We start from the raw sequence: 14,176 nt of genomic DNA on the forward strand, positions 1-14,176 counted from the left end.
GTTTGCGGGTGAATATCCGCAGGGCTTGCCTTTGTCCGAAAGTTTTTCGTTGCCGCGGTGACGCAAAAATTGGATAACTTTCATCAAATGGTCATTCATTCGTTTCCCATATTGGATTATGAGGAAATCGCCCGAGGTGAGGTGGCACCGGAAAGAATTCTGGACGCCTTTCAAACCTATGGTTATTTCTATTTGTCGGGCCTGGACCGGATGATTCCGCCTCGGCTGTTCAAGTCGATGAAGGAGGTGTCCGAGCGCTTCTTTGCTTCTCCGCTCAGCACCAAGATGGGCTACTACATCGGCGACTCGGCGCACCATCGTGGCTACGTGCCGGTGACCGAGAAGGGCGCCTACGGCGACGAGAAGATCCGCTCGTACGAGGCTTTCGACATCGGCTTCGACGCGCCGGAGCTGCCGCGCCAGCAGCGCAAGGGCTTTGAGCTGGTCGGGCCCAACCGCTACCCGCAGCATGTGCCGGGCATGGAAGAGGCGCTGACCGCTTACTACAGCGCCAACTTCGAGATCAGCCGCCAGATCCTGCGGCTGATCGCCAGCGGCTCGGGCCTGGCCGAGACCCACTTCGACCCGCACACTACGCGGCCGGCCTCGCAACTGCGCTTGATCCACTACCTGGCCAACGACGTGCTGGTGCACAGCGACGACGCCAGCATGGGCGCGCACACCGACTACGAGCTGTTCACGATCCTGCACCAGTCGTCGCCCGGGCTGATCGCCTTCGATCGCTCGACGCAGACGTGGAGGCACATGCCGGTGTTCAAGAACGCGCTGATCGTGCTGGTCGGCGACATGCTGCAGTTCCTGACCGGCGGGCGTTTGAAGTCCCTGCTGCACCGCGTGGTGGCGACCGGCGAAGAGCGCTACAGCTTCCCGTTCTTCATGAACCTGGACTTCGAGACCCGGCTCAAGGTGCTGCCGCATTACGGCCGCAGCGACGAGTCGGTGGTCGTCGGCCACCACCTGCTGGGCCAGCTGTACCGCGACTTCCCGTACATCAAGCGCCGCATCGACAACGGCGAGTGGCCGGTCGACTTCGACATCCCCGAGCGCAATGAATTCGAGCAGGTTTGACGCATGAACAAGACGCAGAACAAGGAGCAGTGCAAATGAAAGGTTTGACAGGCAAGCATGTGGTCGTCACCGGCGGTGCCAGCGGCATCGGCCAGGCGACGGCACGGCGCTTCGTCGAAGAAGGCGCCAAGGTCGTGATCCTCGACAAGAACCGCACGACGCTGAACGAGACCGTGGCCGAGATCCCGGGCCTGGCCGCGGCGATCGTCGTCGACGTGTCGGACGACCAGGCCGTGGCGCGGGCCTTCGCCGAGATCGACGGCTATCTGCCGCGGATCGACGTGCTGATCAACAACGCCGGCATCAGCGTGCGGCATGAGGGCTTTCGCAGCATCGAGCCGGCGCAGTGGCGCCACGTGATCGACACCAACCTCAACGGCATCTTCTATGTGGCCCGCGAGACGGTGAAACGCATGCCGCGCGGCGTGATCCTGAACATGTCGTCGGTCAACGGGTTGGCGGCCTTTCCGCACTATGCCGACTACAACGCTTCGAAGGCGGCGGTGCTGGCCTTGTCGCAGACGATGGCGGTCGAGCTGGCGCCGGCGATCCGTGTCAACGCGCTGTGCCCCGGGGCGGTGATGACGCCGATGCAAAAGGCCGAATACACCGAAGAGATGTTCGCCAAGGTCAACGCGAACATTCCGCTCGGCCGCCATGCCGAGCCGTCAGAGATTGCCGCCTTCTTCGCCTTCCTGGCCTCCGACGAGGCCGCCTTCATCACCGGCCACCACTACGTCATCGACGGTGGCGAATTGTCGCGAGCCGCCACATGAGCCAGTTCCGCCCCATCAGCTCCACCCTCGACATCTCTTCCTGGGCCGACGTCGTCGAGCGGTTTGCCAACCGCAGCAATCCTTACCACGAGTTTGAACGCACAGCGGCCTTCGCCGAGCAGGCGATCGCCGGCCTGGACTACGAAGACATCCGCCCGATCCTTGACTTCAAGCGTCGTGGCGCGCCCGGTGGCCGCCTGCTGTTGCGCGGTGCGACGCCGGACCCGGACCTGATGCCGACCACCGAGGCGACGAGCGAGATCGAGAACAACAAGGGTACGTTCTTCAGCGAGTTCTATCTGATCGTGCTCGGCAAGCTGCTCGGCGAGCCCTTCAGCTATACCCAGGAACGCAACGGGGCTGTGATCCACAACGTTAGGCCTTCGAAGAAGAATGAGACCAACATCTCGTCCGACAGCTCGGCCATCATCCTGGACCTGCACAATGAAAACATCTACCACCCGCTGCAGCCCGACTACCTGCTGCTCACCGGCCTGCGGCGCGACCCAAGCGGGGTGGCGAAGACGCTGGTGCTCGGTGTCGACGAGATCCTGCCGCGCCTGAGCGAAGGCGACATCGCGACGCTGAACGAGTTCAAGTACCGCACCAGCGTCGACTACAACTTCGGCAATGCCAACGCCGACCGTGGCAACGGCCCGCTGATCCGCGTGCTGTTCGGCAATGCGATGTCACCGATGATCGCCTACGACGACGAGTACGTTGCCGGCACCACCGAGCGGGCGCAGGCCGCGCTCGACAGGCTGCGCAAGGTGCTGCATGAAGGCATGTCGGAAGTCGACCTCGGGCCGGGCGACATCCTGCTACTGGACAACCTGAAGACCGTGCACGGCCGCACGGCCTTCAAGGCGCGCTACGACGGCACCGACCGCTGGCTGCAGCGGCTGCTGGTGACGCGCGACCTGCGCCGGGCCGAGATGTTGTTGGGTGAGACGGCTCGCACCGTCTCTTGGTCATATCAACCTGAAAGTTTCTACGGATATGTCGACTACCGCTAAGGGTGCTGTCAGCACGAACGCCGATGACGCGGCCCGCCAAGTGGCCAGCGAAAAGGCCAAGGATCGGGTCGCCTTCTGGGCGATCTTTGCGATCCCGCTGATCTGGGGCATCGGATTTCCGTTGACGCACAACGCAGTGGCGCATGTCGACCCCGGGCTGTATGCGTTCGCGCGCTCGCTGGTTGCCACGCTGGCGCTGCTGCCGTTTGCCCTGCCGTTCGTGCTGAAGGCGAACCGGCAGACAGTGATCGGCGGCTTGCTGCTGGGCGGCTTCAGCGCGCTGAACATCGTCAGCCAGAGCTATGCGCTGAGCTACCTGTCGTCGGCCAGCACGGCGTTTTGCGTCACGCTCAGCGTGGTCTTCATTCCGTTCGTGATGCTGGCGATGCGGCAAGGCATGCCGTCGCGCATCGACATCGTCTCAGTGCTGATCGGCCTGGTCGGCGCCTATGTCTTTCTCGGTGCGCAGCTCGACGGCCTGAACGTCGGCTACGCCTGGGGCCTGACCGCGGCGTTCGCGATCGCGATGAACATCTGCATCGTCGGCAAGCTGACCTCGCAGCAGGGGGGCATCCACCGGCTCGCGCTGGCGTTCTTCCAGCTCGTGTTCGGCACGGTCGCACTGGCCTGGTTCCCGTTCAACCGCCCGCTGGAGCCGCTCGTGCGCACGGAAGTCTGGATCGCGATCGTCTTCATGGGTGTGATGTCGACCGCGCTGGCGGTGGTGCTGCAAACGCGCTACCAGCAGCGGGTGGGCAGCACGCGCACCTCGGTGATCTTCAACCTTGATCTGGTGTTCGCGAGCCTGTGCGGCCTGCTGAACAAGGAGCCTTTGACGATCGCGCAGGTGGCTGGCGGTGCGGTGCTGTTCCTGGCCTCGTCGCTCGAGAGTGCGCTGGGCCTGGTGAAGAAGCTCTACCGCGGCACGGTGAGCCGCTGGGCCGTCGCGGGGAACTGAGGCCCCGCAACAGGGCTCGTCGCGATCACTTCTCGCCCGCCATTCATCAACTTTTTGTGTGCGCCGCCCCCGTGTCCTGGGGATGGTGCCGGCGTAACAAAGGGTAGAGCATCCTCTGCTTGATCGAGCCTTCTTAAAAGGCCGCTGGAGGGTGTTTTGATGAGCCGCAAGGCAAAGCTGGCAGGGCAAGCCCCGCGCCGGCCGGCGTACGCCGGCCGCGTGGCGGCGGCGCTATGGCCGTTCGCGGTCGCTGCGCTGCTGAGTTCCTGCGGCGGCGGCAGTGGGGACGACAGCGCCGAGGCGAGCTACGCGAGTGCCAAGCGGGCCGAACAAGCCCAGCAGCCTTCGCAGGCAGCGCCCGCTGCCGTCCAACGCAGTCGCGCGCTCAGCCTGCCGGCGGGCATGAGCATTCCGGCCGACGCAGCGCAGAAGGGCGTGTTCTCGCCGCTGTACAACTGGCCGCTGATCGCGATCCACGCGGTGCTGATGCCCGACGGCCGCGTGATGACCTACGGCAGCAAGCCCGACGGCCAGCAGAGCGGCTACTTCGTCTACGACGTATGGGACAGCGCGCAGGTACCCGATGCGGGCCACCTGACGCTGCCCAACATGACGGCGACCGACCTGTTCTGCAGCTCGCAGGTGCTGGTGCCCTTGAACGGCAACGGCGCGGCGCCACAGGTCGTCATCTCCAACGGCGACAACTGGGTTGGCGACAGCACGACCAACACCGGCAACAACCGCAGCTCGATCTTCGACCCGGCCACCAACACGCTGAGCCGCGGGGCGGACACGCAGGCCGCGCGCTGGTACGCCAGCTCCACGGTGCTGCAAAACGGCGAGGTCTACGTCCAGGGCGGCTGGGGCGGCACCGACCACCCGGAAATCCGCGGCGCCGACGGCAGCTACCGGATGCTCGCCACCGACACCAGCGCGCTCGACTTCTACTACCCGCGCAACGTCGTCGCGCCCGATGGCCGTGTGTTCGGCTTCGACAGCTTCGGCCGCATGTACTACGTCGACCCGACGACCGGGGCGATGACGATGGCCGGCCAGATTGGCGACGCGATCATCGGCACCGATGCGACCGCGGCAATGTTCCGCCCGGGTCGCATCCTGACGCTGGGCGGCTTCTCGAACAAGTCGGTGGTGATCGACATCAACAGCGGCGCGCCGGTGCTGTCGGGCATGACCACGATGTCGTCGCAGCGCCGCCTGGCCACGGCCACCGTGCTGCCCGACGGCCGCGTGCTGGCCACCGGCGGCAGCCCGGTCTGGAACGATGCGACCAACGCGGCGCTGAACGCCGAGATCTGGAACCCGCAGACGGGGCAGTGGACGGTCGGTGCGGCCGGTGCGGTGGCGCGGCTGTACCACTCGACCGCGCTGCTGCTGCCCGATGCGACGGTGCTCGTCGCCGGTGGTGGGGCCCCGGGCCCGCTGACCAACCTGAACGCCGAGCGCTACTACCCGCCTTACCTGTTCACGGCCGACGGCCAAGAGGCGCCGCGCCCGGTCATCACTGGTACGCCGGACTACCTGCAGGTCGGCAAGACGATTGCCATCGACGTGCAATCGGACAGCGCCATCAGCCGCGTCGTGCTGATGAAGTCCGGCTCGGTCACGCATGGCTGGAACATGGACCAGCGCTTCCTCGAGCTGCCGTTCCGCAGCGAGGGCAACCGGCTCTATGCGCAGGCGCCCACGCATGCGGCCGATGTGCCGCCGGGCTACTACATGCTGTTCGTGTTGGATGCGGCCGGCGTGCCGTCGACCGCGCGCATCCTGAACCTCGGCGTGGCCGCCAACGCCAACCCGAATGTGACGCCGGTGCTGCCATCGCCCGGCAACCAGAGCAGCAGCCTCGGTGCGTTGGTGGACTTGGCGCTCAACGCCAGTGACCCCAACGGTGACGTGCTGCACTACAGCGCCGCCGGCTTGCCGTCCGGCTTGGCGATCGATGCCAACACCGGCCATGTCAGTGGCAGCCCGACGACCACTGGCAGTTTCGACGTCACGCTGGCGGTGAGCGACGGCTTTAACAACGCCAGCGTCCACCTTACCTGGGAGGTCAGTGGCAGCGTGCCGCTGCAGGTGGAGCAACCACTTCCGCCGGGCCTGGTGCTCACTGGCAACCAGCTCGACGTGGTCGCCTCGGCCAGTGGCTACCAAGTCGAGTTCAAGTGGAATTTTGGCGACGGTACACCCGAGACCGCTTGGTCCAGCGACGGCCACGCGAACCATGTCTACAACCGCGCCGGGCTGTTCAACATCACTGTCACCGTGCGTGATGGCGGCGGTCACCAGCTGAGCCAAGGCTTCGTGCAGCGCGTGCAACTGCCGGTCAGCGGCGCGTGGCCGATGTCGTCCAGCGGCCTGCTGGTCGAAACGCCGGCCGGCGGCAGCCCGCGGCTGTGGGTGGTCAACCCGGACAGCGACAGCGTCAGCGTCTTCGATGCGGCCAGTCGCAACAAGCTGGCCGAGATCAGCGTGGGCGCTTCGCCGCGCACACTGGCCCGCGCGGCCGACGGGCGCGTCTGGGTCACCAACCAGCGCGGCGCGAGCATCAGCGTGATCGACCCATCGTCGCTCGGCGTGGTTGCGACGCTGATGATGCCGCGCGCCTCGCAACCGCAAGGCATCGTGATGTCGCCGTCGGGCGCGCAGGCCTTCGTCACCTTGTCGGCGACCGGGCAGCTGATGCGGCTGGACACCACCAGCTTTGCGCAGACAGGGCTGCTGGCCCTGGGCCCGCAACCCGGCGGGCTGGCCATCAGTGGCGACGGTGCGAGCCTGTACGTCTCGCGCTTTGTCAGCGCCCCCTTGCCCGGCGAAGCCACCGCCACGGTCGCGCCCACGCCGGCCAATGGCGGCGAGGTCTGGGTGGTCAACGCATCGGCAATGAGCCTGGTGCGGACCATCGTGCTGCAGCACAGCGACAAGCCCGACTTCGAGAACCAGGGCCGCGGCCTGCCGAACTACCTCGGCGCACCGGCGCTGAGCCCGGACGGTAGCCAGGCCTTCGTGCCGTCCAAGCAAGACAACGTGGGGCGTGGCCAGCAGCGCGACGGCTTGCCGCTGAACTTCCAGAACACGGTGCGCGCGATCAGTTCGCGCATCGTGCTCGGCAGCCAGCAGGAAGACCTGGCCGGTCGCATCGACCACGACAACGCCGGCCTGGCCAGTGCGGCTCTGTTCGACCCGAGCGGCGTGCTGCTGTTCGTCGCGCTCGAAACGAGCCGCGAGGTCGCGCTGCTCGATGCGCATTCGCGCCAGCAGCTGCTGCGGCTGAACGTGGGCCGCGCGCCGCGCGGGCTGGCCTTGTCGCCCGATGGGCTGACGCTGTTCGTCAGCAACTACATGGACCGGTCGGTCGACGCGTTCGACCTGCGCCCGCTGATGCAGCAGGGTCAGCTCAGCGTGCCGCCATTGGCCGCGGCTGTGGCCAGCGTCGCCAACGAGCCGCTGTCGCCGCAAGTGCTGCTGGGCAAGCAGCTGTTCCACGATGCACGCGATCCGCGCCTGGCGCGCGACGGCTACATGAGCTGCGCGTCCTGCCACCATGACGGCGGCAGCGATGGCCGCGTGTGGGACTTGAGCGATGCCGGCGAAGGCCTGCGCAACACCATCAACCTGCGCGGCCGCGCGGCGATGGGCCAGGGCCTGATGCACTGGAGCGGCAACTTCAACGAGCTGCAGGATTTCGAAGGCCAGATCCGCCGGTTGGCCGGCGGCACGGGCTTGATGAGCGATGCGGCCTACTTCGCTGGCACGCGCAGCCAGCCGCTGGGTGATGCGAAGGCCGGCGTCAGCGCCGACCTCGATGCGCTGGCTGCGTATGTCACCTCATTGGCGACGTTCGATGGCAGCCCGAACCGCCAAGCCAGCGGCGCACTGAGCGGCGCCGCCCTGGCTGGCAAGACGGTGTTCAAGACGCAGAACTGCGCACTGTGCCACGGCGGGGCGGGTTTCACGAACTCGGCGACGATGGGACTGGTCAACATCGGCACCCTGAAACCCACCAGTGGCCAACGCCTGGGCGGGCCACTGACCGGCATCGACATCCCGACGCTGCGCGACGTGTGGGTCAGCTCACCCTACCTGCACGATGGATCGGCGCCGACCTTGGACGCGGCGGTGACGGCCCACAACGGCGTGGTGCTGAACGCCGGTGACCTGAACAACCTCGTCGCCTACCTGCGCGAGATCGGCAGCGAAGAAGCGGTTGCACCGGCACCCGGCACCGGGCTGCAGGGCCAGTACTTCAACAACAAGAAGCTGACCGGCACACCAGTGCTGACACGCATCGAAGCAGTGGACTTCAGCTGGGGCACTGGCGCGCCGGGGCCGGGTGTGCACAGTGATCTGTTCTCGACCCGCTGGACCGGCACGATCGAGGTACCGACGACGGGCAACTACTTCTTCCAGACCGTGTCGGACGACGGCGTGCGGCTGTGGGTCAACGGCGTCAAGATGGTGGCCAACTGGACGACCCACACCACGACCACCAACACCTCGAAGAAGATCGCGCTGACCGCCGGCCAGCGTGTCACGGTGACCTTGGAATACTTCGACAACAACGGCCCGGCCGAAATCCGGCTGCGCTGGAAGCCCCCGGGTGCCTCGACCTACACCGCTGTTCCGGTCGACAAGCTGTACGCCAACTGACGCGTTAGTTTCGAGCACCGCGATGTAATCGGTTGCATAGACAACCGGCGCGACAAACTGTGCACAAGCTCACAGGCAACCCCCTGAAACAAGGGGGGCTGTGCTTGTAACAAGCCTACCGACAATCACGCCCCTGGGATGAGGTTGGTTGACCGCTGGAGGGCGGGGTCATGCAAGCAAAATTTTGGAGGAGCGCACCCGTGCGCGGCTGGCGCGTGGGCGCGTCTGCGCTGATCGGTGCCCTGATGCTCAGTTCGTGCGGCGGCGGTAGCGACATCGAGTCAACGGCGAGTGACTCGACGGCCAAGAAGAAGACAGCTTCAGCACGGCGCGCTCGCGCGATGAGTGTCGTACCCCCCGGGACCACCATCCCCGCCGACGCGGCGCAGAAAGGCATGTACGGCCGCCTGGCCAACTGGCCGGTGATCGCGGTGCATGCGGTGCTGATGCCCGATGGCCGTGTGATGAGCTACGGCACCAAGCCCGACGGCCAGCAGACCGGCTACTTCAACTATGACCTGTGGGACAGCAGTCAGGCCGTCGACAGCGGTCACAACACGCTGCCCAACGGCACGCTGACGGATATCTTCTGCAGCTCGCAGGTGCTGCTGCCGGAGCAGTCGTCGACACAGGTCTTCATCGCCGGCGGCGACAACTGGACCGGCAGCGCCACCACCAACACCGGCAACAACAACAGCAACCTGCTGAACGCCAGCACCAACACGCTGACGCGCGGCATCAACATGAACCGCGCGCGCTGGTATTCCAGTTCGGTGGTGCTGCTCAACGGCGAGGTGCTGACGCAAGGCGGCTCCGGTGGCACCRACCGGCCCGAGGTCCGCGGCCGTGACGGCACGTTCCGGCTGCTCAATGCCGACACCAGCAGCCTGGATTTCCAGTATCCGCGCAACTTCGTCGCACCCGATGGCCGCGTGTTCGGCTACGACAGCAATGGCCGCATGTACTACCTGGACACGACCAGCGGCGTGCTGACGATGGCTGGCCAGTTTGCCGGTGCCTACCGTGGCTCAGACGCCAGCGCGGCGATGTTCCGCCCCGGCCGCATCCTGCAGTTCGGCGGTGCCTCGAACGGCGCGGCGGTGATCGACATCACCAGCGGCGCGCCGGTTGTCACGCCGACGCAGTCGATGGCTTCGCAACGCCGCCTCGCCACCGCCACGCTGCTGGCCGATGGCCGCGTGCTGGCCACCGGCGGCAGCCCGGTCTGGAACGACATCAACAACGCGGCGCTGAACGCCGAGATCTGGAACCCGCAGACCGGTCAATGGACCGTGGGTGCGCAAGGCGCAGTCGCGCGGCTGTACCACTCGAACGCGCTGCTGCTGCCCGACGCCACCGTGCTGGTGGCAGGCGGCGGTGCGCCGGGCCCGTTGAACAACCTCAACGCCGAGATCTACTACCCGCCGTATCTGTTCACGGCCGATGGCCAGGAAGCGCCGCGTCCCGCGATCGTCGCGACGCCGGACTACCTGCAGGTCGGCAAGACCGTGACTGTCGATGTCGACAGCACGAGCGCGATCAGCCGCGTCACGCTGGTCAAGACCGGCTCGACATCGCACGGCTGGAACATGGAGCAACGCTTCGTCGAGCTGCCGTTCCGCGCCGAAGGCAACCGCCTGCGCGTGCAGGCGCCGACGCATGCGGCCGACGTGCCGCCGGGCTACTACCAACTCTTCGTGCTCGATGCGAACGGCGTGCCTTCGGTGGCCAAGCTGCTGTTCATGGGCATTGCGAGTGACCCCAACCCGGTGGTCGTGCCGGTGCTGGCCCCGCTGGCCAACCAGACCAGCACGCTGAGCACCAGCGTCAACCTGGCGTTGCAGGCCACCGATCCGAACGGCGACGTGTTGAGCTACAGCGCGGCCGGCCTGCCGCCCGGCCTGACCATCGACACGGCCGCCGGCCGCATCACCGGCCAACCGACGCAGGTCGGCAACTACAACGTCGTATTGAGCGCCAGCGACGGCTACAACGCCGTGTCAGCGAACATCAGCTGGCAGGTCAACGGTGATGTCTCGCTGCAGCTGAACCCGGTCGTCCCGACGGGCCCGGTGCTGTCGGGCGCCAACGCGAGCTTCAACGCCAGCGCCACCGGCAACGGCGTGCAGTACCGGTGGGACTTCGGCGACGGCAGCCCGGTGACCGCCTGGTCCGACAGCGGCCTCGCCAGTCACAGCTACGACCGTGCCGGCACGTTCTACGCCACGGTGACCGTGCGCGACAGCTACGGCATCGAGCAAAGCCAGAGCTTCCTGCAGGTGGTCTATCTGCCGCCGACCGCATCGCGCCCCACCGCATCTGGCCCGGTGCTGACTGAGCAGCCGACCGGCGGCAACGCGCGCCTGTGGGTCGTGAACCCCGACAACGACAGCGTCAGCGTGATCGACCTGGTCACGCGCGCCAAGCTGGCCGAGATTGCGGTCGGCACCGCACCGCGGAGCCTGGCGCGTGCGGCAGATGGCCGCATCTGGGTCGCCAACCTGCGTGGTGCCAGCGTGAGCGTGATCGACCCAGCCAGCCTGTCGGTCGTCGCGACGATCGCCTTGCCACGCGGCTCGCAGCCCTACGCGGTGGCCATGTCGCCCAGCGGCAGCCAAGCCTTCGTCACGCTCGAAGCCGCGGGCCAACTGCTGCGCTTCGACACCGCTAGCCGCAGCCAGACGGGCACGCTCGCCGTCGGTCTGCATGCGCGCCACCTGGCCGTCAGCGCTGACGGTGCGCGCGTCTACGTCTCGCGTTTCGTCACGCCGCCGCTGCCGGGTGAAGGCACGGCCAACGTCGCACCCACCGCGGCCACCGGTGGCCAGCTGTTGGTGGTGGATGCAACCGCGATGAGCCTGCAGCGGACCATCGTGTTGCAGCATTCGGACAAGGTCGATGCCGAGACGCAAGGCCGTGGCATTCCGAACTACCTGGGCGGGCTGGCGATCTCGCCGGACGGCAGCCAAGGTTTCGTGCCCAGCAAGCAGGACAACGTCAAGCGTGGCGCGCTGCGCGACGGCCAGCCGCTGAACTTCCAGAACACGATCCGTGCGGTCAGCTCGCGCATCGACCTGGCCGCGCAGGCCGAAGACCTGGTGGCGCGCATCGACCATGACAACGCGGGCTTGGCCAGCGCGGCCTTGTTCGACCCGCGCGGCGTCTACCTCTTCGTGGCACTGGAGACCAGCCGCGAGGTGGCACTGCTCGACGCCCATTCGCGCGCCCAGCTGATGCGCATCGACGTGGGCCGCGCGCCGCAAGGCCTGGCGCTGTCGCCCGATGGCCTGAGCCTGCTGGTCAGCAACTTCATGGACCGCAGCGTCAGCGTAGTCGACCTGAAGCCACTGATCGAGCGCGGCCAACTGAGCCTGCCGGTTGTTGCCGCTGTGTCGACAGTCGCGACCGACAAGCTCAATGCGCAGGTGCTGCAAGGCAAGCGCCTGTTCTACGACGCCCGCGACACCCGGCTGTCACGTGACCGCTACATCAGCTGTGCCGCCTGTCACCATGACGGCGCAGCCGATGGCCGTGTGTGGGACCTGACCGATGGCGGCGAGGGCCTGCGCAACACCATCAACCTGCGCGGCCGCGCAGCGATGGGCCACGGCCCGCTGCACTGGAGCGCCAACTTCGACGAGCTGCAGGACTTCGAAGGCCAGATCCGGCGCTTGCATGGTGGCAGCGGCTTGATGAGCGACGCCGCCTACTTCGCCGGCACGCGCAGCCAGCCGTTAGGTGACGCAAAGGCCGGCCAGAGCGCCGACCTCGACGCACTCGCAGCCTATGTGGCCTCGTTGTCGACCTTCGACCCGAGCCCGACGCGCCCCGCCGCCGGCACGCTGAGCAGCGCCGCCACGGTCGGCAAGGCCGTGTTCCAGGCCCAGAACTGCGCCGTCTGCCACGCAGGCGTGGCCTTCAGCCGGTCGGGCAGCCTTGGGTCGGTCGACGTCGGCACGATCAAGCCGAGCAGCGGCCAGCGCCTGGGCGGCCCGCTGACCGGGTTGGATGTGCCGACGCTGCGCGACCTGTGGACCAGCGCGCCGTACCTGCATGATGGTTCCGCCGCGACGCTGGACGCCGCCGTCGCCGCCCACCGCGGTGTGGCGCTGAACGGCAACGACATGAGCAACCTCGTGGCGTATCTGCGCGAGATCGGCGGCGACGAGGTCTCCGCGCCTGCTGGTGTGGCCGGCAACGGCACCGGCTTGAGCGGCCAGTACTTCAACAACATCGGCCTGAGCGGCAGCTACACCGTGCTGCGCAACGAAGCGGTCGATTTCGACTGGGGCAGCGGCGCGCCGGCGGCCGGCATCGCGGCCGACAACTTCTCGGTCCGATGGACCGGCAAGCTGATCGTCCCGACGAGCGGCTCGTACATGTTGCGCACCTCGTCGGACGACGGTGTGCGACTGTGGGTCAACGGTGCGCTGGTGATCGACAACTGGACCGACCATGCGCCGACCACCAACACCAGTGCGGCGATCACGCTGAGCGCCGGCACGCAGGCCGACATCCGCCTCGAGTACTACGAGCGCGGCGGCGGCGCCGTGATGCGGCTGCAATGGCTCCAACCGGGTACGACCGTCTTTGCGGCGATCCCGGCGGCCCAACTGCTGCCCAGCATCGTCAGCGGCACCGGCCTGGTGGGCAGCTACTTCAACAACCGCACACTCAGCGGTGCGCCGGCCCTGGTTCGCAGCGAAGCGATCGATTTCAACTGGGGCACCGGCTCGCCTGGCACCGGTGTTGGCAGCGACAACTTCTCGGTCCGCTGGACCGGCACGATCGATCCCACAGTCACCGGCGTCTACTACTTTCAGACCGTGTCGGACGACGGTGTGCGCCTGAGCGTCAACGGCACCCAGCTGATCAGCAACTGGACCGACCACGGCCCGACGACCAACACCTCTGGCGGCATCAGCCTGACCGCAGGCCGGCGCTACACGGTGACGATGGAGTACTACGAGAACGGTGGTGGCAGCGAAGTGCGCCTGCGTTGGCGCACACCCGGCAGTATCACCTACGGGGCGGTGCCGGCGAACAGGCTCTATACGAACTGAACGCCGGCGCCGGACCCGTCAGGGCAACGACTTCGGCAACACCGCCAGAAAGGCTTCGTCCATGGCGTAGCTGCCGTTGTTCTTCGGATAGAACTTGAAGCTCATCTTCACGTTCGGGTCGGTGAGGTGGACGCTTTCGGCGTGAAAGCGCACCGCGCTCCAATCGTTGTTCTTGAAGTTGAAGCGGATCTTCAGCTCCTGTTGCGCCGCCTTGGACGAACTCAGCACGATGCCGATGACCCCCTCGGCGCCTGCCGGTCCCTTGAGCAGGACGCCGCCTTGCAGGACGGGTTGCGCATAGGCCTGCGTTCCCAGGCCGCTAACGGTCTGGACCACGTTGACGACGCCGGCCCCGACCTTGTCGACGGTGAGATATGGGTTGCCAGACGGTTCAGTGGCGGCCGCGTAGGTGATAGAGCCGGCTTGCGTCGTCTGCAGCGACCAGGACTGGGTGCCGGCCACGAAGTCAGAGTTCTTCAGTTTCTGCGGCGAGGTGGTGAAGATCGTGTTCAGCGGGTTGTGGTAGGCGTGATAGGGCGTCGACTGCATCTGCAGGCTCGTCCACTCGTGGCAGTACCGGCGGTAGAACGTCGCGTTGTCGTAGAC

The 14,176-nt window shown here is 66.6% G+C and carries 7 protein-coding genes; 6 read left to right on the plus strand and 1 reads right to left on the minus strand.

The genetic code is table 11. The annotated features are described in order from the left end of the window. Window positions 1-87: 87 nt before the first annotated feature. The 6 genes from AC1DYI_RS13605 to AC1DYI_RS13630 all read left to right on the plus strand — a co-directional run bounded on the left by AC1DYI_RS13605 (window position 88) and on the right by AC1DYI_RS13630 (window position 13,570). The gene (locus AC1DYI_RS13605; RefSeq protein ID WP_477204654.1) at window positions 88-1,089 is read left to right on the plus strand and encodes an isopenicillin N synthase family dioxygenase; all 1,002 of its coding nucleotides are present in this window, start codon (window positions 88-90) and stop codon (window positions 1,087-1,089) included. Window positions 1,090-1,124: 35 nt separating this feature from the next. After that, on the plus strand, window positions 1,125-1,865 hold the full coding sequence (locus AC1DYI_RS13610; RefSeq protein ID WP_477204655.1) for an SDR family NAD(P)-dependent oxidoreductase: 741 nt from the start codon (window positions 1,125-1,127) through the stop codon (window positions 1,863-1,865). Beyond that, on the plus strand, window positions 1,862-2,881 hold the full coding sequence (locus AC1DYI_RS13615) for a TauD/TfdA family dioxygenase (RefSeq protein ID WP_477204656.1): 1,020 nt from the start codon (window positions 1,862-1,864) through the stop codon (window positions 2,879-2,881). Before AC1DYI_RS13610 ends, AC1DYI_RS13615 begins: the two co-directional genes overlap by 4 nt. Continuing rightward, entirely contained in the window at window positions 2,865-3,839 is a 975-nt protein-coding gene (locus AC1DYI_RS13620) for a DMT family transporter (RefSeq protein WP_477204657.1), read from the plus strand. The genes AC1DYI_RS13615 and AC1DYI_RS13620 overlap by 17 nt, the downstream gene beginning before the upstream one ends. A gap of 159 nt (window positions 3,840-3,998) precedes the next feature. Then, window positions 3,999-8,507: a PA14 domain-containing protein gene (locus tag AC1DYI_RS13625; protein ID WP_477204658.1), complete on the plus strand. Its 4,509-nt coding sequence runs from the start codon at window positions 3,999-4,001 to the stop codon at window positions 8,505-8,507. A 341-nt stretch (window positions 8,508-8,848) separates the two neighbouring features. Next, window positions 8,849-13,570, plus strand: a complete 4,722-nt coding sequence (locus AC1DYI_RS13630) for a PA14 domain-containing protein (protein WP_477204659.1) — start codon at window positions 8,849-8,851, stop codon at window positions 13,568-13,570. An 18-nt stretch (window positions 13,571-13,588) separates the two neighbouring features. Here AC1DYI_RS13630 and AC1DYI_RS13635 read toward each other — a convergent pair. Next, the coding region (locus tag AC1DYI_RS13635; RefSeq protein ID WP_477204660.1) for a hypothetical protein at window positions 13,589-14,176 on the minus strand (588 nt) is incomplete at its 5' end.

The organism is Ideonella sp. P3_A4, assembly GCF_056403075.1.

Excerpts from the sequence above, each read along its gene's own strand:
- AC1DYI_RS13615 (WP_477204656.1), top strand. The coding sequence starts at position 1,862 with ATGAGCCAGTTCCGCCCCATCAGCTCCACCCTCGACATCTCTTCCTGG.
- AC1DYI_RS13605 (WP_477204654.1), top strand. The coding sequence starts at position 88 with ATGGTCATTCATTCGTTTCCCATATTGGATTATGAGGAAATCGCCCGA.
- AC1DYI_RS13610 (WP_477204655.1), top strand. The coding sequence starts at position 1,125 with ATGAAAGGTTTGACAGGCAAGCATGTGGTCGTCACCGGCGGTGCCAGC.
- AC1DYI_RS13625 (WP_477204658.1), top strand. The coding sequence starts at position 3,999 with ATGAGCCGCAAGGCAAAGCTGGCAGGGCAAGCCCCGCGCCGGCCGGCG.
- AC1DYI_RS13620 (WP_477204657.1), top strand. The coding sequence starts at position 2,865 with ATGTCGACTACCGCTAAGGGTGCTGTCAGCACGAACGCCGATGACGCG.